The following is an 18,703-nucleotide window of genomic DNA, read 5'->3' as shown; positions in this document are numbered from 1 at the left end:
ATGGCGCAAACCGCCGGATATTCGGGCACGCCCCTGCCAAAGAAGCTCGGCCTCAAGGACGGGCAGGCAGTGGCATTCCTGAATTTGCCCGAAGCGCATGACGATCTGCGCGCGGCGGCGGTCTATGCCCGTGAACAGGCGACGGCCGAGGCCGGCGATGAGCTCGACTATGTGCACTATTTCACCAAGGTGCGGACCGAGTTTGAAACCGATCTGCCGCGCCTGCGCTCTTCCATCCGGCAAGACGGCATGATCTGGGTCTCCTGGCCCAAGAAGGCGTCGAAAGTCGAAACCGACATGACCGAGGACGTGATCCGCGACGTCGCCCTGCCCATCGACCTGGTCGATGTGAAGGTTTGCGCCGTTGATGAAATCTGGTCCGGCCTGAAACTGATGATCCCGCGCGCCAAGCGCGTCGTGAATTGAACGAGGACCCAAATGGTTCAGCTGACACTCCCCAAAGGTTCCGCACCGAAAAAGGGTACAACCCATCCGACACCGGACGGGGCGAAGAATACGCGCACCTTCAAGGTCTATCGCTATAATCCGGAAACCGACGAGAATCCGAGCTGGGACACCTATAAGGTGGACATGGATGATTGCGGACCGATGGTTCTCGATGCCCTGTTGTGGATCAAGAATAATGTCGATGCCTCGCTGGCTTTCCGGCGCTCCTGCCGCGAGGGCGTGTGCGGCTCCTGCTCGATGAATATCGGTGGCCGCAACACGATCGCCTGTACGTCGGGTATCGATGAGTACAAGGGCGAGATCACCATCTCGCCGCTGCCGCACCAGCCGGTGGTCCGCGACCTGATCCCGGACCTGACGCAATTCTACGCCCAGCACGCGGCGGTGAAGCCCTACCTGAAGACCGACACACCGGCGCCAGAGAAAGAGTGGAAGCAGAGCCCTGAGCAGCGCGAAAAGCTGGATGGCCTCTATGAGTGCATCATGTGCGCTTCCTGCTCGACCGCCTGCCCGTCCTATTGGTGGAATGGCGACAAATACATGGGGCCGGCCGCCCTGCTGCAGGCCTATCGCTGGCTGGCCGACAGCCGCGACGAAGCCACGGGCGAGCGACTGGACGAGCTCAATGACCCGTTCAAGCTCTACCGCTGCCACACAATCATGAACTGCGCCCAGGTCTGCCCGAAAGGCCTGAACCCGGCGGAGGCCATTGGTGAGATCAAGCAGATGATGGTCGAACGCGAGGGTTAGGTCAGGCGCCTGTGTCGCAAAACAATCAAGCCCCGCCCGGTCTGGCGGGGCTTGATTGTTGCGGCGGCCCTCTCCCCGACCAAAACGTAACTGGCCCCGCCCCGTATCAATCGCTAGCGTTTGGTATCGAAAGGGGAAAGCGTCATGGATCGAATGGTATTCAGCCCGTATGTCGGGATGACTTGCGCACTCGTTGTTTCGTTTGGCTCGGCGGTGGCCCAGGACCCGTTCTGGCTCCACCCCTACAACTTCTTCGGCGAGGAAACCGCGCTGACGGCCTCGGTCAATCTCGGTGATCTCGACGGGGACGGCGACCTCGATGGGTTTGCCGTCAATGGTCGCCACTGGATCCAGCAGGATGAAGTTTTCCTCAATAACGACATGGGCTTCTTCCGGTCGGCGCGTGACGCAGGACCGGATCGTGCCACAGGCTATGAGGCGGCGCTGGCCGATTATGATGGCGATGGCGACCTCGATGCCGCTGTTGCACGCGACTTGTTACCGGTCCTGCTCATGTTCAATGATGGCGAGGCCAACTTCATTGCCACCCGCGAACTTGGCCCGGTCGCCCAGGCCCGGAGCATAGCGGCAGCGGACCTTGATGGCGATGGCGACCAGGACCTTGTCCTGGTCCAGCGTGGCGAGACAAATCGATATTTTCTCAATGATGGCCAGGGCAATTTCGGTGCTGACATTGAATTGCCTGGCGCCTGGCAAACCATCCAGGTCGCGATCGGTGACCTGGACGGCAACAACCGGCCCGACCTTGTTTTCTCAAATCGGGGCGGTGAAGGCGTGGTGCTTTACCTTGGTCGGGTCGAGGGCGGGTTTGATGCTCCCGAGCTGCTGGGTGGTGAGTTGGCGATGGAAATACGGGCGGTCGAAGTCGGCGATGTCACGGGGGATGGCTTTCCCGACATCATCGCCGGCGGGATGGAGGCCCAAAGCCTAATCTTCGTGAATGATGGAGCGGGCGGTTTTGATCGGATCGAACCATTCGGGGCAGACACGGATGTGGTGTTCGGGCTGGCATTGGCAGACTTCAACCAGGACGGTCGGACCGACATCGCGATCGCAAATTCCGGCGTCAGAAATCGTGTGTATCTCGGTTCGCCCGACGGGTTCCTCGCGCTGGAGGTCGGCGATGAGGCTTCGAGCACCTATAACCTCAGTGTTGGCGATCTGAACGAGGATGGCCGCCCCGACATCGTCTACGCGGTATCGGAAGGTTCGAACTACTCGCTAATCAACCGGATGGAAGCGGACTAGCGCCGCCAGGCCATGCGCTCGCAGATATCGCGGAACATGTCGGTGACGTGGGCGTCTGAGCCATCATCCTTGCCGATGGTCATCGGTCGCCCGTAGGTGAGGTGATATCGCGCTCCGGCCTTGCCCATCAGGCCGTGGAAGATGGTCATGTCCTTGAGCTCTTCATTGATCTGCGCGAGGGCGTAGTAGAGCAAGGGCATGCGCTGGCGCACGGCCAGCGGGATGACCGGGGCGTTGAACTTGCGTGCCAGGCTTATCGCGGTTGGCTGCCACGGCTTTTCGCGCAGGCCCCAGTGCTTCCAGCTCCACTCCGACATCCGACCTGACGGAAACAGGACGATACATTGATCTGCCTTGAAGGCATCGATGGCGCGGCGCAGGACTTCGCGGCTCTGATTGCGATTGCGGTGCTGGTCGCGCCACTCGACGGGAATGACCCGTTCTTCCAGTCCGGGGCAGACCTTCAAAGCGTCCCGGTTGGCAAAGTAAAGCAGGTCCGGCCGCTTGGCCTTGAGGCTGTCCCACAGCGCGATGCCGTCGGCGATGCCGCCCGGGTGGTTGGCGACAATCACGCAGGCGCCCTTGGCTGGGACATTGTCCAGGCCTTCACAGTGGGTATCCAGGCGCAGATAGTCCGATGCCCACTCGAAGCAGCCGGTGCCCGTGAGGTCGGCGATAGCGTCGGCCATCGCGACCGCCCGTCGATATCCGAGCATGGGGTATCCGACAGTCTTCACCAGCGGCCAAAGGGGAGTGTCGATCAGGCGCGGGGCGCGATCCTCGATCAGTTCATCGACAATGTGGGGCTTTGCCGGCTCGGGCAATGATGAGGGGTCGGTCATGACCGCAAGAAACTCCCGCTATCGCATGGGCGCAATGAATTTCCATCCTGACGGTCAACAGGGTTACCGGAAGATTGACGGATTGGCCCGCGGCTTGCGACGGCGCAGTCAGACGTTAACGCCTTGTTCACGAATGGAACACGCCATGACGATGACCGATGTCCTTCCCGCTGGTGAAGTCCGCCGACTGCCCGTCAAACGGACACGAATTCAGGATGATCTGGTCGCGGACTATCTATCGACTGTGGTCAAAGCCGGGCAGCGAACCATTCAGATTGGTGCGGGCGATCTTGGCGCGATCTGCCTGAAGCGCGGCGCCCACCATCAGATCGTCGCTACCATGGGTGCGATCGAGGCATTGCAGGCGGCGTGCGACCGCCGTGGCATACCAACAGACGCGCTCAGCGGTGGCCTGGCAGCGCGCATGGTCCCCGGGACTCCGGCGTTGGACCTTGCGATCATTGGATCGGAGACAGGCTTTCCGGCGATGGCTGCCAATTGGCGACATGTTTCAGGTCATCTGCGGGAAAACGGGTTGCTGGTGCTGCTTGGCGCCGACCATGGAGCCTGCGCCCGGTTAGCTGATGCGCTGGGCCAGGACCCGAGTTGGCGTTTGGAGGACCGTATCGGCGGTGAAGCCGCAGTGTTCCGGAAGACCGGACAGGTAAGTGATGAAACGGCTCTGGCCGGTCTTGCGAAGGTCGGTGATCCGTCGCGACGTCCACGGGGCGTCCGCTACGGCCTGGTCAGGCGGCTTGTGGACCGGCTTCTGACGAAGCGTCGACAGATCGGTTGACGAGGGGACGTTCTTCACGCTGCGAGCGTGATGTCGCAAAACTTTCACTGAACTTGTATGGAGCAGTCATGCTTCACCCGTAACCGGGAATGCATGAAAGCTCGCAACGCTCTCGCCGGTTTCGCCGCGCTCGCCCACCCTGTGCGGCTTGCCCTGTTTCGCGCCCTTTGCGACCAGGCTCCGGAGCGGGCATCGGCCGGTGAATTGGCCCAAGGTTTCGATATTCCGCCCTCGACAATGACCGGCCATCTGCAAGCACTCGAGCGGGCCGGCTTGATCCGGGCCGAGCGTCGCTCCCGCTTCATGCTGTACTCGCTGAACCCGGCCGGTACGCGTGAACTGGTCAGCTTCCTGGTCGATGAATGTTGCCACAACCGTCCCGATTTGATCGGCGCGGATGATGAAGCGCTTGAGAAGGCGTCCTGACGCAGCTTGCGATCAGTCTCCGCCCGGCCCGCGTCCGCCACCTTGGCCGCCGCCTCGCCGGCCACCGCCACCGCCACCGCGTCGACCGCGTTGCGCGCGATCGCCACGGGCACCGCTGCGTGCGCTACGGATAAAGGGTGCGCATTCGGGGGTGACCTCACCCCTCTCAAGCGGAGCCGGTGCAAAGGCATCGGCTCGGTCGGCAGCAGCCTGGAGGTCCGCATCGTCCAGCCGCGCCTCGATTTCTGCCTCGACGCGATTGTCCAGGCGGTCGAGTCCATATGCACGTTCGCGTGTGTTGCGGCGATAGACAGCGGCCCAATAGGCGGCTTCGTGCAGGGCTTGCTCGGTATCGATCCCGGAATAGGCGACCGCGAGCGCGGCCTGGGCGGCCGGCCATCCGGCATTGCCAGCGGCGGTGAGCCGTTCGAAGCCTTCGACTCTCATTTCGTCGCGCAGTATTTCGGGCGTGGTTGTCGCTTCGGACATCTCCATCGCACTGTGCCCGGCGAGAAATTGCGCGATCTCGAAGCCTTCACCTTGTTCCGCGACGCAGCGCAGGATTGGCAGGGCTTCAGCGTACCGGCCTTGGTCCACCAGTCGGGCCGCGCTGTCGAAACCCGCGGCCGGACGCTCGTCCTGTCCGCGCGGCCCGCCTGCGCAGCCGGCCAGGAAAACCAGGGCACTCAGGCCGGTTAGCGTTCGCAACATGACGGTCTCCTTGGATCGGTGATTCAGTGTTCAACGTGTGTAGCGTTGCTATCCGTCGCATGGACGCCAACAAAAAACACCCGGCCTCGAAGGACCGGGTGCTTCCTGTTCGGCAAACCCTTCCGGATCAGAAGGGGAAGGAAAAGGCGATGCTCGTGACCGCCTGGTTGATGTAATTCCGGCTGACCTCGCGTTGATGGTTGAATGAGAAGACCGCACCGTTCGAGAGTGTTTTTTCAAATCCGACAGCCGTCTCGAACCACATGTGATCAAGCGTCAGGCCGCCCGGCGCTGCGAAGGCAACCGTCGGCGCGGCAGCAAAGCTCGCCGAGAACACACCGTCCGCGTCGCCCAGATCCTGGGCCGCGCCGAGATAGACGTGAGGCTCGACACCGAAGGCGTTCCAGCTACCCGTTGCGCCAACGCGGGCCAGCAGGCTGCTGACCGAACGGTTGTTGACGGTAAGGCTGGCTGCGCCGCCCGTGCTGGTGGCTGCGTCGAAGCTGAAGTCGGAATATTCAAGACTGGCGGTTGGCTCGATCCGCAGTGGTTGATCGGTCCATCCCCGGTAGGTGACTTCCAGGCCGCCGCCTGTCGCATCACCATCCTGTTGCATGCGTGATGTGCTGCCAATTGCGAGGCGACGTTGACCGTCGCTTTCCAGAGAGGAGTGACTGATATAACCCGCCAGGGCCCATGTCTCGGTCTGATACCCCGCGAAGGCACTGAACTGCGTCGTCGACACGTCGGTCGTGACATAGCCCACGCTGGACGGCGCATCGCCATCCGACTGGGCCAGCCCGATTGCTGCACCGCCAGACCAACCACTATCGCTGAAGGCTTCAATGCCCATGAGCGTGAAGCCACCGTCAATATCAAACCGTCCGGCGCCAGCGACCAGGCCTGCATCGCCCTGGATCAGGCCAATCTGACCAAAAGCGCGCCAGCCGGCTTCTGGCCGTGATACCGATTCAGAGGACGGTTGGCGAAACAGTGACTTCGCGCCGCTCAGATTGACCGAGCTGGCCATTCCGTTCGCATGGAGTTCGGCGCTGGCGAGAACGTCTGCCATCGCACCGGCCTGTGTGAACCGGCCTCCGATTTCACCGCGCAAGGCCGCGCTTAGCGCGTTGGCCTGGGCGCGGGCGGAGCGATCGAACATCACCGCCTCATAGGGTGAGAAGCTGTCGAGCGCAGCCGTCAGGTTGCCGCCCTCAAGCAGGTCGACCAAGCCATAAATGTCCGCCAGGTCGCTATAGGACGACGCGCGACCGCCATCGAGCGCGTCGGCAAGATTGTACTGGAAGAAGTTGTTGAACACGGCCTGATCGGTGATGTCGTCGGCTTCAATTGCAAAAGTCACCACGCCATTGGCCTGGCTGAGCGTCGGACGCAGTGCTCCAGGCAGGTCGTGAATATTGGTGAAGCCGTCGGCGATTCCGCCCGCATTGATGAAGTCGCGTGTGTCACCGAAACGCGGCGTATAGCCATCGATCGGGTTGATCAGCAGCATGCCGCCCAGCGAAATATTGCCTGAAACGGTGAGCTCGTCGTTTGTGGTCGGCGAGACGTCAATTGCGAGACCACTTGCCGAAGCCAGGATCACATTGCCATTGACGGTGAGATTGCCTACTTCGCCGATTCCACCCGGGGCGATCAGGCCCATGATGTTTGTCAGATAGGGGGTGTTGATTGTTCCCGATCCGCTCAGCAGTCCGGACATCAGAAGATAGTCACCCCAGGTGGAAAGCGTTCCATCAACATTCATGGTGCCGGACTGGTGCATGATCTCGATCAGGCTGGTCAGATTGCCGCTGGCGGCGATATTCAGACCGGCTTGGGAGCCTGCCAAAGTCAGGCGGTCGATCTCGACATCGCTGGACAGACGGGTCGTGCCGTCTGACAGCGTCACGTCAAAATACCGGCCGATCGAAGTGGACGTCGCGTTGATGTTGTCAGCGACAAACCCGGTCGCACCCGGCAGACCGTTGTCCAGGGTGGCCGGCGGGAGGGCCGATGCGGGTCCAGGCTCGGCGTCAGAGCCGGATCCGCCGGCCACGGCGTATTCAGGATTGTCTTCCGAAACCGGCAGGCGTGTCGGCAGGGGCCCGCCATCCAGTGTTATGGTGCCCAATGAATTCGAGGTGCCGTCTGCGGCAACCGTCGCGCCGGGCGCTGCACCTTCGCCGGTATAGGGGGCGAGCACTCCGGTTTCGAGCGTCAGGCACTCGGTTGGCGCAAAACAGATCTCGCCCCATGGATCTGAGGTGTCATTGATGCCTTCGCCCGGATCGGTTGGTAATCCATTGACGATATCGCCATTGGAGTCGATCACGCGGAAGGCGGGGTCGAGCATCGTGACCCAATGATCGGGATCCTCCCAGTCGCCGTCGGCGCCCGATGTGGACACATAGCGATAGGGATTGTTTTCGACGATCCAGTCCCAAAACAGGTAGAGCGGCTGGTAAAAGCCGTTTGTTCCATAACTGCTGAACACTTGTGGTCCGAAAAACCGGGACCCGCCGGACAGGACGCCAATCACGAGATCTTCGTCAACGCCGGCATTGCCGGCCGCATCAAGAATGAGCGGCCCTCCGGAATCGCCGCCGGCTGTCGCCCCTTCATTGGGGGCTGCATCGCCGCGGAACAGGTCGAAATCGAACGGGTTGGTCCGGGTCGGGTCGTCAAAATCGATATGATAGAGGTTTTGCGGCAGGTCGCCGAAGGCGTTGCCGAACAGGAAGATGTTTCGGTCATCGATCGAGGCGAGTGCGCCGATATAGTTTTCGGCGGCGCGGCGTCGCCAGTCGATACCGATCGAGGCGCCGGTTGTCCCGTCACCCGTGCGGCCATAGCCAACCAGGTTGACGTGGTAGCCCGAGCCGGTCGCCTGGGTGTAGCTGGTCGGCGCGGGCAGGGCCGAGAAAAGGAGTGCCCAGGTCGGGATGTTGCCAGCGGGTGTATCGAGCACGGAAAGTGCCACATCGCCTTCCAGGAAACCGAAGCCATCCGGGCGCGCCAAGGATTCAGCATTGTAGAGAACCTGGGCAACGTTGAAGACCGCAAGGTCCGGATTGGTGCCGAAGCTGTTATTGATCCAGTCGACGAAACCCGGCAGCGAGTTGCTGCCGAAGGACCATGCTGCGGCAATGGAGTCCCCGTAGTCGGTGGCGGCTCGGTCATTGACGCAATGGGCGGCAAAAAGAACGGTTCGAGGATTGATGAGCGTACCGGAACACACGAACCCGTCGCTGCGGAAGAACATGCCAATGCCGGTTACGTCCGTTGCGGAATCAACCAGGTCTTCCGGCGTGACCGAGTCGATCGGAACAATGGCCGGCTCTTCTTCCTGTGCGAAAGCCGGTGTGGCCGCGGCAATTCCGACGAGCGCCGTGCTGGCGGCCAGGAGAGATTTTAGTGTCAATTGCGATGATGAATGCGGCATGGATTTCCCCGAAAGACTTGGCTCTCCCGGCGGCTTGAACAGTCGCTGGATAAAGCTTGCAAAGCTGGGGCGAGTTTTTCGTGTTCGATACGACTTAGCAAGGATAATTCAATTGGAAATCGTGGAACCTTGCATTTCGTGTGAAGGTTCGATCGACCCTCGCCGGAACAGCCTCTCAGCTCGACAGGCCGGGTTTGGCATACTAAGTCAGCGGCCAGAAACCGGTCCCGTTGAGGAGCGGATCCACACGAGATTTCGGGAGCGCCTTCATGACACGCGATATCCACCATTTCCTCAATGGCAAGACGACCGTCGGAACGTCCGGCCAGTTCGGAGACGTCTACAATCCGAATACCGGGGCGGTTCAGGCGCGCGTCCAGTTTGCGACGACGGATGAAGTTGCCCGTGCGGTCGAGGATGCCAAGGCCGCCCAGGTGAAGTGGGCAGCCATGAACCCGCAGCGACGTGCGCGCGTGTTGATGACCTACAAGTCGCTTGTCGAAGCGGAAATGGACAGTTTGGCCGAGTTGCTGTCGTCCGAGCATGGCAAGGTCGTCGCCGATTCAAAGGGTGATCTGATCCGCGGCCTCGAAGTGATCGAGTTCGCCTGCGGCGCGCCGCACCTGTTGAAGGGGGAGTATACCGAAAGCGCCGGAACCGGCATTGATGTCTACTCGATGCGGCAGCCGCTGGGTGTCGTGGCCGGCATTACGCCGTTCAACTTCCCCGCCATGATCCCGATGTGGTTCATGGGCATGGCCCTCGCAACCGGTAATGCGATGATCCTGAAACCGTCCGAGAAGGACCCGTCGGTTCCGGTGCGACTGGCCGAACTCATGGTCGAGGCGGGGCTGCCGGAGGGTGTCCTGCAAGTCGTGCATGGCGACAAGACTGCGGTCGACGCCTTGTTGCACAATGATGATATCAAGGCAGTGTCCTTCGTCGGCTCGTCCAACATCGCCCACTATATCGCCCAGACCTGTGCCCAGCAGGGCAAGCGTTTCCAGGCGATGGGCGGGGCCAAGAACCATGGCATCATCATGCCGGATGCCGACATGGACCAGGTCGTGACGGATTTCCTGGGCGCTGCCTACGGGTCTGCCGGGGAACGCTGCATGGCGCTCCCGGTCGCTGTGCCGGTCGGTCAGGATACGGCCGATGAGTTTGTCGGACGCATCAAGGAAGAAGCCGCCAAGCTGCGTGTTGGTATCTCGACTGATGCTGATGCTCACTATGGGCCGGTCGTATCTGCCGCCCATCGGGCGTCGATCGAGAAGTGGATCCAGACAGGTATCGACGAGGGCGCCGACCTCCTGCTGGACGGCCGAGGATTTGAACTGCAGGGCCACGAGAAGGGCTTCTTTATTGGCCCAACGCTGTTCGACAACGTCAAACCGTCGATGACGGCCTATCAGGAAGAGATCTTCGGGCCGGTTCTGCAGGTGGTACGGGCCGACAGCCTGGACGAGGCGGCTCACCTGCCGTCCGAGCACCAGTACGGCAATGGCGTCGCCATCTTCACCCGAAACGGTCTCGCCGCTCGGGAATTCGCGTCGAAGGTCCAGGTCGGCATGGTCGGGATCAATGTGCCGATTCCGGTGCCGGTCGCCTATCACTCCTTCGGCGGCTGGAAGCGTTCGGCCTTTACAGACACCAATCAGTACGGAACGGACGGCATCCGCTTCTTCACCAAGATCAAGACCGTCACCCAGCGCTGGCCTACCGGTGATATCGGCGATCAGGCCTTTGTCATTCCGACCATGAACTGACGCACTCCGACACGCATGCAAAAGGCCTCCCGGAACTCCCTGGAGGCCTTTTTGTTGGGTGAAAGCCTGTCAGGTGTCAGGCGGACTGCCGGACGGCCAGCCAGGACAGGGCTTCGTTTCGATCCGTAAAAAAGCGGGCTTGTTCGGGAAGTTCGGAGATCTCGTGTCGGACCGATGCCTGATAGGCCTCATCCCAGACCTGCGGAATGATGTAGGCGGTCGGGAGGGGGCGCTCCAGCGCGAACACGAAATTCTCGATGATCTCGGCGGACAATTTCGGTGAGTTCTGGCGTTCAGCGTCGCGACAATCGGCCAGAATGGCGCGGACCGCCTGATCCTGGCTGAGTTCGCGAGCCCGCTCTGTTGCCCAACCGGCCTCGCGGCGCGTTGCCTGCCCGCTTGCGCGGATTTCGATGACCGATCCGCCATCGATAAGGTCCACCCTGACCGTCATACTCTACACCTACACACGCTTGTTTTTGTTGCTGGCCGAAAATAGGTTTTCCGAACGCTGTTCGCCAGTATTCGAAAATGAGCGCGTGTGTCGAAAACGCTTGCGTAGGCTCAGTTTTTTGCATCTTAACCAACGCTTCTCAATCAATTCAAATGCGTACAAAATGAGCGACGAACTGCGATAATTCCTCCTCTTGCCAAAAATCAGCCGGTAGGACATGGAAAACATACCGTTAACTGTAAACCGGTGTTGAGAGCCCAAAATGGCCACATTCCAGTTCCGAACCGTTCCCCATATTCATGCCGGCAGTGGTTCCGCGACCGAGTTGTCGGGAATAGCGGCGCCGCTTTTGGCCGGTGTCGAGCGCGTCGCCCTCGTCACGGACCAGGGCGTCCGCAAGGCCGGTCTGATCAACGCGCCATTGGATGAGCTGAAGGCCGCGGGCCTGTCGGTGCTCGTCCTGGATGAGGTGATAGCCGATCCGCCTGAAGACATGGTGTTGGCGGCGACTGCCCGGGCGCGCGAATTCGGCGCCCAATTGGTGATCGGTATCGGTGGAGGCTCGTCACTGGATACGGCCAAGCTTGTTGCCCTGCTGTTGGGCAGCGACCAGCCCCTGTCCGAGATGTACGGCGTCAACAAGGTCAGGGGGCAGCGACTACCCCTGATCCTGATCCCGACGACTGCCGGAACCGGGTCTGAAGTGACACCGATCTCTGTCGTGACTGTGGGCGAGACAACGAAAATGGGGGTCAATGATCCGACCCTGTACGCAGACCTGGCCGTGCTGGATGCCGCTTTGACAATCGGCCTGCCGCGGCATGTCACGGCGGCGACCGGCATCGACGCTATGGTGCATGCCATCGAGGCCTATACGTCGGCGATCGAGAAGAATCCGGTGTCAGACGCCCTCGCGCTCGCCGGCCTGAAAAAGCTGCATGGTTCGATCGAGCGGGCCTGTCTGGACGGGTCGGATATGTCGGCGCGCGAAGACATGCTTTTGGGGGCCTTGCTTGCCGGGCAGGCCTTTGCCAATGCTCCGGTCGGGGCCGTCCATGCGCTGGCCTACCCGCTCGGCGGGATATTTCATGGGCCGCACGGGCTCTCCCACTCCCTGCAGCTGCCACCGCTCGTGGGCTTGCACGCGCCCGCCGCCGAGGCGCTTTACACCCAACTTGCGGCGCATCTCGACCTCGCCGGAGCCTCGACGGAAGCCCTGGTGGACGAAATGGAGCGCATTGCCGAGGTAGTCGGGATCGAAACCCGGCTGAGCCAGGTCGGTGTCTCCCACAATGACCTGCCGAAAATGGCCGAGGACGCGATGAAGGTCGAGCGCCTGCTGAAGAACAATCCGCGACCCATGACGCTCGAGGCCGCCCACGCCTGCTATGAGTCGGTGCTGTGATCGATAAGCGCAACCGCAGCGTCTACCCCCGCTTCCGTGCCCTTCCCACCCGTTGGGCCGACAATGACATCTATGGCCACATCAACAACGCCGCTTATTACGGCTTTTTCGATACCGCTGTGAACTGTTTCCTGATCGAAGAGGCTGGCCTGAATATCCATGAGGGCAGCGTGATCGGCCTGGTGGTCGAAACCGGCTGCAATTATTTCGCGCCGCTGGCTTTCCCGGAGACGGTCGAGGCCGGCGTGCGTGTGGCCCGGCTTGGCAATTCGTCGGTCAGCTATGAAATCGGCCTGTTCAAACAAGGCGAGGACGAGCCGGCGGCTCAGGGCCGCTTCGTCCACGTCTATGTTGATCGCGACACCCGCCGGCCGGTCCCGCTGCCGGATGCCATGCGAAAGGCGCTGGCGGGGATTGAGGGCAGCTGACTGATCGACCAGCTGCAAGGCGACCGCTGCGCGGGAGCGCCCTTGCCAAACTGCAGTTTGCCAGCCTCTCTGCCATTGACCTCACCCCCCGCAACGCCGAAGCCTTGGTGACATGACGACGCCACTTTCAGTCCTGCGCCAGCGCGTTGAAGCCGGCATCCTGAATGCGGATGTCGAACAGGAGCGGGCTGCCGCTGCCCTGACCGACCTAGCGGACCGGCTGGCGGCGTGGCGGCCGGACCGCAAGAAGCTGTTCGGAAAACCGGATCCGGCACCAACCGGACTGTACCTGTGGGGCGGTGTGGGGCGCGGAAAGTCCATGCTGATGGACCTGTTCGTCGAACATGCGCCGGTCTCTCCCAAGCGTCGGGTCCACTTTCATGAATTCATGCAGGACGTTCATCGCCGCATGACGGCCTGGCGCAAGATGTCCGACGCGGAACGCCGCAAAAGACCGGAATATGTTCGCGGAGCAGGTGACGATCCGATCCCGCCGGTTGCCAAATCGATCGCTGACCGCGCCCGCTTGCTGGCCTTCGACGAGTTTCAGGTCACCGACATCGCTGATGCGTCGATACTGGGGCGCTTGTTTGAACAGTTTTTCAAACGCGGCGTGGTCATCGTGGCGACCTCGAATCGCCATCCCGACGACCTTTACAAGAATGGCCTGAACCGCCAGCGCTTCCTGCCGGTGATCGAGCTGCTCAAGCAAAGCCTGCAAGTCATGGAACTGGACGGCGGCACCGATTTTCGCCTCCGACAGCTCGAGGCGGCTCCTGTTTTCTATTCGCCCCTTTCGGCGGATGCCGAGCTGGCGATGGACAATGCCTGGGAGCGTCTGACCTCGGGTGCGGTGCCCCAGCATTGCGCCCTCGATGTCGACGGGCGGACATTGGAAATCTATCGCGAGGCAGCCGGCGTGGCCCGCTTCACATTCTCTGAACTGTGCGCGCGTCCATTGGGGCCTGCGGACTATCTGGCGATTGCCGAGCGCTTCCACACGGTGCTGGTGGACTATGTGCCGCAACTGTCCCCGGACAAGCGCAATGAGGCGAAGCGCTTTGTGACCCTGGTGGACGCCCTTTACGAGGCACGGGCGAAGCTGGTCATGAGTGCGGATGCGCACCCGGACGACCTGTACCCGGCCGGTGATGGTGCATTCGAATTCGAACGCACCGCCTCACGCCTGATGGAAATGCGAACGCATGAATATCTCGCCGCCGAGCGGCGTGAGCAGCCGGCAAGCCAACAGGCCTGAGCCAGGAAGGACTGACCATGTCACGATCAATCGGACTCGATGCCAATGTGACGGCGTATGTGCGAGGCGCGAACCGGGCAGAGCCGCCCGTCCTGGAGCGTTGCCGGTTGGAGACAGACGCAATGGGCGATATCGCCCGCATGCAGATATCACCCGAACAAGGCGCTTTCCTGCAAATGTGCGCCCGTCTGGTGTCCGCTAGGACGGCTGTGGAGGTCGGTGTGTTCACCGGCTACTCCGCCCTCGCGACCCTGCTGGCGATGCGCGACCTGCATGGGCCGCAAGCCCGCTTGTTCGGCTGCGATATCTCCGAACCCTATACGGCCAAGGCCCGTGAATACTGGGTCGAGGCGGGTGTTGCCGATCAGGTCGATCTGCGGCTGGGCGATGCACGGGAGACGCTCGCGAGTCTCGTGACCGAGATCGGCGGCACGGTCGACATGGTCTTCATTGATGCCGACAAGACCGGATATGATGACTACTACGAGGCTGGTCTCAAGCTGGTCCGACCGGGCGGCCTGATCCTGTTCGACAATGTCCTGTGGAGTGGCAGTGTGGCCGATGCGGCCAAACGTGCCGCAGACCCGGATGCCGAAGCCCTGGCCGCGTTGGCGGCGAAGGTTCGGGGTGATGATCGGGTCGAGATGGCGTTCACGACATTGGGAGATGGCATCCTGATGGCGCTCAAGCGCTGATTAGTCGCCGACGCGCTCCCAGCTGAACCTCATCGATTGTTCGCCCGACAGATCCGAGATCGTGGCGGTCAGGGTGTGGCCGTCGCGGCTGTATTCAATCACCTGAGGGAAGTCGTTATCGGCGTTTTCGAAACGGGCGGAGTTCACAGTTTGGCCCGTCAACTCAAAACAGGTTGCCGGTCGGCCGCTTGGCTGCGCGCAATAGCGGGTTCCGGTTTCGGTGCTCTCGATCCGCAGGAATTCGAAAGCGACCGCCTCGCCTCCGATGCGAGTCCGGTTGACCCCCAGCAGGAGGCCGCCCGCACCGTCGGTCCAGACTTCCTCGACCACCGGGTCATCATCCCCACTTTGCCAGTGACCGGCCAGCCAGTCGAAATCGTCATCTGCCGCGACACAGGCTGATCCCGCCATGCCGGCGAAGCAGGCAAGGGCCAAGGCTCGGATGGATAGTATTCGGCGGGGCTGCGGTCTGGTCTTCATGGCGGGTCTCCAGGTTGGCTCCGGCATTATTGACAGGGTCGGAACGCGGCGTCTTGAATGATCCGGACAGGGGGCGGCATGGGCGGTGTTGAATACAACAGTGAAGCGGTGACGGGCTATCTCGCCGATTTTGTGTCTGAGGTCTGGCACTTGCGCCATAGCGGTGACGACACCCCCCAGATGATTGCACCGGATGGGTGTTGCGAGATAATCCTGCATCGAGGTGTGCCACCGCTCGAGCGCTCCGGTAACGTCTGGGTGCGGCAGCCGGAAGCGTTTCTCTACGGGCCCCTCAACCGTGCGCTGGCATTGCAGCTTTCAGGGCCGATGGATGTGCTGGGAATCCGCCTCCATCCATGGGCGGTAGGCGGGCTGGGTCGCGACCCTTCCGCCTGGCGCAATCGGTCCGTCCTGCTCGACACCATAGTGGGAGCAAAGCCGTCCGACAGATTGCTGACGATGGCGCGCAGCGCGGGGAGCCCTGCCGAGTTCCTGGCCGTCTCCAACGGGCTGCTGCTTGATTGTTTCCGGTCATGCGATCTTCCCGAGGGTGTTGTGGCCCTCGTCTCGTCATTGCGTGGTGCTGAACCCGGATCAATCCGGAAATTGGCGACCCGTTCCGGCCTCGGCGAACGCACCATCCGAAGGCGGTTCGAGCGGGCATGCGGGCTACCGGCCGGCGATCTGGTCGGCATTTTCCGTTTTCATCGGGCCCGGGAGGCCATCAAGGCGGGGACGGCGCTGAGTGAGGTTGCCGACCTCGCCGGCTATGCCGACCAGGCTCACATGACCCGCGATTTCCGACGCTACGCCGGCACCACCCCGGTTCCCGCACGCAATTCGGCGGCGTTTGACGTCTTTTATACGCATTGAGTGGCCTTTTCGGTGGTTCGGCGACGTGAATTCTTTGCGAACAGGCTTGGCCGACGCGCTTGCGTTGATATCGCCGCCTTGCCGAACCCGCCGCGCAGCGCTAGACCGCTGGCCAACAGCATGAATATCCCACAAGAGGAGCTCCCCCATGGCCCGTAACAAGATTGCGCTCATCGGATCCGGAATGATCGGTGGCACCCTGGCCCACATCGCAGCCCGTGAAGAACTGGGCGACGTCGTCCTGTTCGACATTGCCGAAGGTGTCGCCAAGGGCAAGGCGCTGGACATCGCCGAGGCCAGTCCGGTTTTCGGCAAGGACTCCAAGCTCGCCGGTGCCGACGACTACGCTGCGATCGCCGGCGCCGATGTCTGCATCGTCACCGCCGGTGTGCCGCGCAAGCCGGGCATGAGCCGCGATGACCTGCTGGGCATCAACCTGAAAGTCATGAAGGCGGTCGGCGAAGGCATTGCCAAGCACGCGCCGGACGCTTTCGTGATCTGCATCACCAACCCGCTCGACGCCATGGTCTGGGCGCTGCGCGAATTCTCCGGCCTGCCGCACAACAAGGTCGTAGGCATGGCCGGCGTGCTCGACAGCGCGCGTTTCCGTCACTTCCTCGCCGACGAGTTCGAAGTCTCGGTCGAAGACGTCACGGCCTTCGTGATGGGCGGCCATGGTGACACCATGGTTCCGCTGCTGCGCTATTCCACGATTGCTGGAATTCCGGTCCCTGACATGGTCAAGATGGGCTGGTCCACCGACGAAAAGATGGACGCCATCATTGACCGTACCCGCAAGGGCGGGGGCGAGATCGTTGCGCTGCTGGGAACCGGGTCGGCTTTCTATGCACCGGCTGAAAGCGCCATCGACATGGCCGTGTCCTACCTGCGCGACAAGAAGCGCATCCTGCCCTGCGCCGCCTATCTCTCCGGCCAGTTCGGCCAGGACGATCTCTATGTCGGCGTCCCGGTCGTGATCGGCGCTGGCGGTGTCGAGAAGATCGTCGAGATCGAGCTCAACGCCGATGAACAGACCATGTTCGACAACTCGGTCGATTCCGTGAAGGGCCTTGTCGCAGCCTGCAAAGGGCTCGAGCCGTCATTGGGTTGATCAGTCCAGGTCGCACTGACGTGAAACGCCGACCCGACCGGGTCGGCGTTTTCATGTTCGGAGCCGGGCAGTCGGCCGTATTGCGATGGTGCGAAAGCAATCTGTTTCGCTGCGTGACTCAGAGGCCACCCGCAAACGTGCCGGGTGCGTTGAGGCGCATCAGCTCGAAGCCGAGGACGAGCAGCATCGTGAGCCAAGCGAATGGCACCCACAACAAGACGCCGGCAGGCGTCGAGGCGCGCCCGACAATGCCGGTCGCGAACAGCGCATAAACCCACATCGCCATCGCCGCCAGGAAGCCGAGCGCCGGGTCACGTGTCCCGAAGAACACGCAGATCTGCATGGCCATGCCGGCGAGGAGCAAGGCGACCAGCAGCGTACACAGGAGGCGCATGCCGTCGCGACCACTGCGTTGGGCGATCCACAACGCGATCATGATGAATATGGGAATGAACAAGCCGATGATGTTCATCATGGCAAAGCTGGGCGCCCAGTTCGGAGCGTCCAGGGTTTCCACCCAGTCCACCGCTCCGGTCGCGTGCAGCCAGCCCGACAGGCCGCCTGCCAGCGAGGCAGCGCCGATCAGGTAAACCAGCAGCGTAATGACGCCTGGACCGTGCCGTTTCTCGGCCATGGACTAAACTACTCACTCTGAACAACTTCGACCGCACACGGTGCAAGATTTGATCCAGTCGCGGGTCGCGGCCGGCACCTGGTCGGATGGAGAGCTTATCGGTCGCGCCAACTGGCGTGGATATGCAGGCAGTCATAAGGAATGCGTGAATACTGTCTCGGCGAATTCACTTGACCCGACGACCGCCAGTCCGTGCATTGGGGCATGACCCAGATCAAGCTTGAAACCGACCGTCTCATTTTGCGCCAACCGGACTTGTCCGACTTCGAACCGCTCTGCGAGTTGATGGCGGACGAGGAAACCACCCGGTTCATCGGCGGTATCCAGGAGCCGGCCCTTGTCTGGCGCGGGCTGTGTGGAATCGTCGGGCACTGGGCATTGCGCGGATACGGGTTTTTCTCTGTGATCGAGAAGGACAGCGGCCGTTGGCTCGGACGGGTCGGGCCCTGGTACCCCCATGGGTGGCCGCAACCGGAAATCGGTTGGTCACTCAACCGTTCGACCTGGGGCAAAGGCTACGCAACCGAGGCGGCGGCGGCGTGCATGGACCACGTTTTCGACACGCTGGGCTGGCCCGATGTGGTCCATCTCATAGATGCCGACAACGCGCCGAGCCAAGGCGTCGCGCGAAAAATCGGATCGCGCGACCTGGGCCAGGATGTGGAAGTTCCAGGCTTTGGCATGATTGTCGATGTCTGGGGGCAAAGTGCCGACGAATGGCGGATATCCCGCGAGACGTTTCGCTAGTACCAGCCGGCGTCGCGCAGCTTTGGCGCGTAGGTCCGGCTGACCGGTGCCGTCAGCGCGCCGGCCAGGACCAGTTTCGCTCGCCCGTCACCGCGTTCAGCCGACTGTACGGCCTCGCGCGCCACCCACCAGGACCGGTGGG

The 18,703-nt window shown here is 61.9% G+C and carries 20 protein-coding genes; 13 read left to right on the top strand and 7 right to left on the bottom strand.

Features of this window, described 5'->3' with window-relative positions; all coding sequences use genetic code 11:
* The 3 genes from ACN0X9_RS07790 (at position 1) to ACN0X9_RS07780 (ending at position 2,487) form a co-directional block, all read left to right on the top strand.
* The gene (locus ACN0X9_RS07790) at positions 1-426 is read left to right on the top strand and encodes a DUF3052 domain-containing protein (RefSeq protein ID WP_417487049.1); all 426 of its coding nucleotides are present in this window, start codon (positions 1-3) and stop codon (positions 424-426) included.
* 12 nt (positions 427-438) lie between these two features.
* Complete coding sequence (locus ACN0X9_RS07785) at positions 439-1,218, top strand: succinate dehydrogenase iron-sulfur subunit (protein ID WP_417487048.1); 780 nt, start codon at positions 439-441, stop codon at positions 1,216-1,218.
* A gap of 144 nt (positions 1,219-1,362) precedes the next feature.
* Entirely contained in the window at positions 1,363-2,487 is a 1,125-nt protein-coding gene (locus tag ACN0X9_RS07780) for an FG-GAP repeat domain-containing protein (protein WP_417487047.1), read from the top strand.
* On the opposite strand, the gene ACN0X9_RS07775 is transcribed toward ACN0X9_RS07780, so the two are convergent.
* Positions 2,484-3,329 (bottom strand): 1-acyl-sn-glycerol-3-phosphate acyltransferase, encoded by an 846-nt coding sequence (locus tag ACN0X9_RS07775; protein ID WP_417487046.1) that lies wholly within the window; start codon positions 3,327-3,329, stop codon positions 2,484-2,486. The two genes, ACN0X9_RS07780 and ACN0X9_RS07775, sit on opposite strands and share 4 nt — an antisense overlap.
* Positions 3,330-3,474: 145 nt before the next feature.
* Here ACN0X9_RS07775 and ACN0X9_RS07770 point away from each other — a divergent pair, with 145 nt between their 5' ends.
* Both ACN0X9_RS07770 and ACN0X9_RS07765 read left to right on the top strand, forming a co-directional pair.
* Entirely contained in the window at positions 3,475-4,125 is a 651-nt protein-coding gene (locus ACN0X9_RS07770) for a hypothetical protein (RefSeq protein ID WP_417487045.1), read from the top strand.
* Between the two features lie 93 nt (positions 4,126-4,218).
* The gene (locus tag ACN0X9_RS07765; RefSeq protein ID WP_417487044.1) at positions 4,219-4,551 is read left to right on the top strand and encodes an ArsR/SmtB family transcription factor; all 333 of its coding nucleotides are present in this window, start codon (positions 4,219-4,221) and stop codon (positions 4,549-4,551) included.
* A gap of 12 nt (positions 4,552-4,563) precedes the next feature.
* Here ACN0X9_RS07765 and ACN0X9_RS07760 read toward each other — a convergent pair whose 3' ends face one another.
* Both ACN0X9_RS07760 and ACN0X9_RS07755 read right to left on the bottom strand, forming a co-directional pair.
* Positions 4,564-5,262, bottom strand: a complete 699-nt coding sequence (locus ACN0X9_RS07760) for a hypothetical protein (RefSeq protein WP_417487043.1) — start codon at positions 5,260-5,262, stop codon at positions 4,564-4,566.
* 127 nt (positions 5,263-5,389) lie between these two features.
* Entirely contained in the window at positions 5,390-8,707 is a 3,318-nt protein-coding gene (locus ACN0X9_RS07755) for an autotransporter domain-containing protein (protein ID WP_417487042.1), read from the bottom strand.
* A 269-nt stretch (positions 8,708-8,976) separates the two neighbouring features.
* On the opposite strand from ACN0X9_RS07755, the gene ACN0X9_RS07750 reads away from it, so the two are divergent.
* A complete protein-coding gene (locus ACN0X9_RS07750; protein ID WP_417487041.1) occupies positions 8,977-10,476 on the top strand; it encodes a CoA-acylating methylmalonate-semialdehyde dehydrogenase in 1,500 nt (499 codons plus the stop codon).
* 76 nt (positions 10,477-10,552) lie between these two features.
* Here ACN0X9_RS07750 and ACN0X9_RS07745 read toward each other — a convergent pair whose 3' ends face one another.
* Positions 10,553-10,930 carry a hypothetical protein gene (locus ACN0X9_RS07745; protein WP_417487040.1) on the bottom strand — a complete coding sequence of 126 codons (378 nt, stop codon included), beginning with the start codon at positions 10,928-10,930 and terminating at the stop codon, positions 10,553-10,555.
* 262 nt (positions 10,931-11,192) lie between these two features.
* Here ACN0X9_RS07745 and ACN0X9_RS07740 point away from each other — a divergent pair, with 262 nt between their 5' ends.
* From ACN0X9_RS07740 to ACN0X9_RS07725, 4 genes are all read left to right on the top strand, one after another.
* Positions 11,193-12,335 carry an iron-containing alcohol dehydrogenase gene (locus ACN0X9_RS07740; protein ID WP_417487039.1) on the top strand — a complete coding sequence of 381 codons (1,143 nt, stop codon included), beginning with the start codon at positions 11,193-11,195 and terminating at the stop codon, positions 12,333-12,335.
* Positions 12,332-12,763, top strand: a complete 432-nt coding sequence (locus ACN0X9_RS07735) for an acyl-CoA thioesterase (protein WP_417487038.1) — start codon at positions 12,332-12,334, stop codon at positions 12,761-12,763. Before ACN0X9_RS07740 ends, ACN0X9_RS07735 begins: the two co-directional genes overlap by 4 nt.
* Positions 12,764-12,875: 112 nt before the next feature.
* The gene (zapE, locus tag ACN0X9_RS07730) at positions 12,876-14,021 is read left to right on the top strand and encodes a cell division protein ZapE (RefSeq protein WP_417487037.1); all 1,146 of its coding nucleotides are present in this window, start codon (positions 12,876-12,878) and stop codon (positions 14,019-14,021) included.
* A gap of 17 nt (positions 14,022-14,038) precedes the next feature.
* On the top strand, positions 14,039-14,716 hold the full coding sequence (locus tag ACN0X9_RS07725) for an O-methyltransferase (protein WP_417487036.1): 678 nt from the start codon (positions 14,039-14,041) through the stop codon (positions 14,714-14,716).
* On the opposite strand, the gene ACN0X9_RS07720 is transcribed toward ACN0X9_RS07725, so the two are convergent.
* Positions 14,717-15,196: a DUF6265 family protein gene (locus tag ACN0X9_RS07720; protein ID WP_417487035.1), complete on the bottom strand. Its 480-nt coding sequence runs from the start codon at positions 15,194-15,196 to the stop codon at positions 14,717-14,719. It lies immediately after the preceding gene.
* A gap of 57 nt (positions 15,197-15,253) precedes the next feature.
* Between ACN0X9_RS07720 and ACN0X9_RS07715 the strand changes: the two genes are divergently transcribed.
* Together ACN0X9_RS07715 and mdh are read left to right on the top strand one after the other, a co-directional pair.
* Positions 15,254-16,069, top strand: a complete 816-nt coding sequence (locus ACN0X9_RS07715) for a helix-turn-helix domain-containing protein (RefSeq protein WP_417487034.1) — start codon at positions 15,254-15,256, stop codon at positions 16,067-16,069.
* Between the two features lie 148 nt (positions 16,070-16,217).
* Positions 16,218-17,180: a malate dehydrogenase gene (gene mdh, locus ACN0X9_RS07710; RefSeq protein ID WP_417487033.1), complete on the top strand. Its 963-nt coding sequence runs from the start codon at positions 16,218-16,220 to the stop codon at positions 17,178-17,180.
* A gap of 118 nt (positions 17,181-17,298) precedes the next feature.
* On the opposite strand, the gene ACN0X9_RS07705 is transcribed toward mdh, so the two are convergent.
* Positions 17,299-17,814, bottom strand: a complete 516-nt coding sequence (locus ACN0X9_RS07705) for a TspO/MBR family protein (RefSeq protein WP_417487032.1) — start codon at positions 17,812-17,814, stop codon at positions 17,299-17,301.
* A gap of 204 nt (positions 17,815-18,018) precedes the next feature.
* On the opposite strand from ACN0X9_RS07705, the gene ACN0X9_RS07700 reads away from it, so the two are divergent.
* Complete coding sequence (locus ACN0X9_RS07700) at positions 18,019-18,561, top strand: GNAT family N-acetyltransferase (RefSeq protein ID WP_417487031.1); 543 nt, start codon at positions 18,019-18,021, stop codon at positions 18,559-18,561.
* Here ACN0X9_RS07700 and ACN0X9_RS07695 read toward each other — a convergent pair.
* Positions 18,558-18,703, bottom strand: a 146-nt coding sequence (locus ACN0X9_RS07695; protein ID WP_417487125.1) for a LytTR family DNA-binding domain-containing protein, incomplete at its 5' end; no start/stop codon positions are given. The genes ACN0X9_RS07700 and ACN0X9_RS07695 overlap by 4 nt on opposite strands.

The organism is Maricaulis sp. (genome assembly GCF_048268525.1).
In the GTDB taxonomy this organism is placed as follows: domain Bacteria; phylum Pseudomonadota; class Alphaproteobacteria; order Caulobacterales; family Maricaulaceae; genus Maricaulis.
This window is presented reverse-complemented; position numbering and strand designations above follow the sequence as displayed.

Coding starts and splice junctions, on each gene's coding strand:
- ACN0X9_RS07790 (WP_417487049.1), top strand. CDS start 1: ATGGCGCAAACCGCCGGATATTCGGGCACGCCCCTGCCAAAGAAGCTC.
- ACN0X9_RS07785 (WP_417487048.1), top strand. CDS start 439: ATGGTTCAGCTGACACTCCCCAAAGGTTCCGCACCGAAAAAGGGTACA.
- ACN0X9_RS07780 (WP_417487047.1), top strand. CDS start 1,363: ATGGATCGAATGGTATTCAGCCCGTATGTCGGGATGACTTGCGCACTC.
- ACN0X9_RS07775 (WP_417487046.1), bottom strand. CDS start 3,329: ATGACCGACCCCTCATCATTGCCCGAGCCGGCAAAGCCCCACATTGTC.
- ACN0X9_RS07770 (WP_417487045.1), top strand. CDS start 3,475: ATGACGATGACCGATGTCCTTCCCGCTGGTGAAGTCCGCCGACTGCCC.
- ACN0X9_RS07765 (WP_417487044.1), top strand. CDS start 4,219: ATGAAAGCTCGCAACGCTCTCGCCGGTTTCGCCGCGCTCGCCCACCCT.
- ACN0X9_RS07760 (WP_417487043.1), bottom strand. CDS start 5,262: ATGTTGCGAACGCTAACCGGCCTGAGTGCCCTGGTTTTCCTGGCCGGC.
- ACN0X9_RS07755 (WP_417487042.1), bottom strand. CDS start 8,707: ATGCCGCATTCATCATCGCAATTGACACTAAAATCTCTCCTGGCCGCC.
- ACN0X9_RS07750 (WP_417487041.1), top strand. CDS start 8,977: ATGACACGCGATATCCACCATTTCCTCAATGGCAAGACGACCGTCGGA.
- ACN0X9_RS07745 (WP_417487040.1), bottom strand. CDS start 10,930: ATGACGGTCAGGGTGGACCTTATCGATGGCGGATCGGTCATCGAAATC.
- ACN0X9_RS07740 (WP_417487039.1), top strand. CDS start 11,193: ATGGCCACATTCCAGTTCCGAACCGTTCCCCATATTCATGCCGGCAGT.
- zapE (WP_417487037.1), top strand. CDS start 12,876: ATGACGACGCCACTTTCAGTCCTGCGCCAGCGCGTTGAAGCCGGCATC.
- ACN0X9_RS07725 (WP_417487036.1), top strand. CDS start 14,039: ATGTCACGATCAATCGGACTCGATGCCAATGTGACGGCGTATGTGCGA.
- ACN0X9_RS07720 (WP_417487035.1), bottom strand. CDS start 15,196: ATGAAGACCAGACCGCAGCCCCGCCGAATACTATCCATCCGAGCCTTG.
- ACN0X9_RS07715 (WP_417487034.1), top strand. CDS start 15,254: ATGATCCGGACAGGGGGCGGCATGGGCGGTGTTGAATACAACAGTGAA.
- mdh (WP_417487033.1), top strand. CDS start 16,218: ATGGCCCGTAACAAGATTGCGCTCATCGGATCCGGAATGATCGGTGGC.
- ACN0X9_RS07705 (WP_417487032.1), bottom strand. CDS start 17,814: ATGGCCGAGAAACGGCACGGTCCAGGCGTCATTACGCTGCTGGTTTAC.
- ACN0X9_RS07700 (WP_417487031.1), top strand. CDS start 18,019: ATGACCCAGATCAAGCTTGAAACCGACCGTCTCATTTTGCGCCAACCG.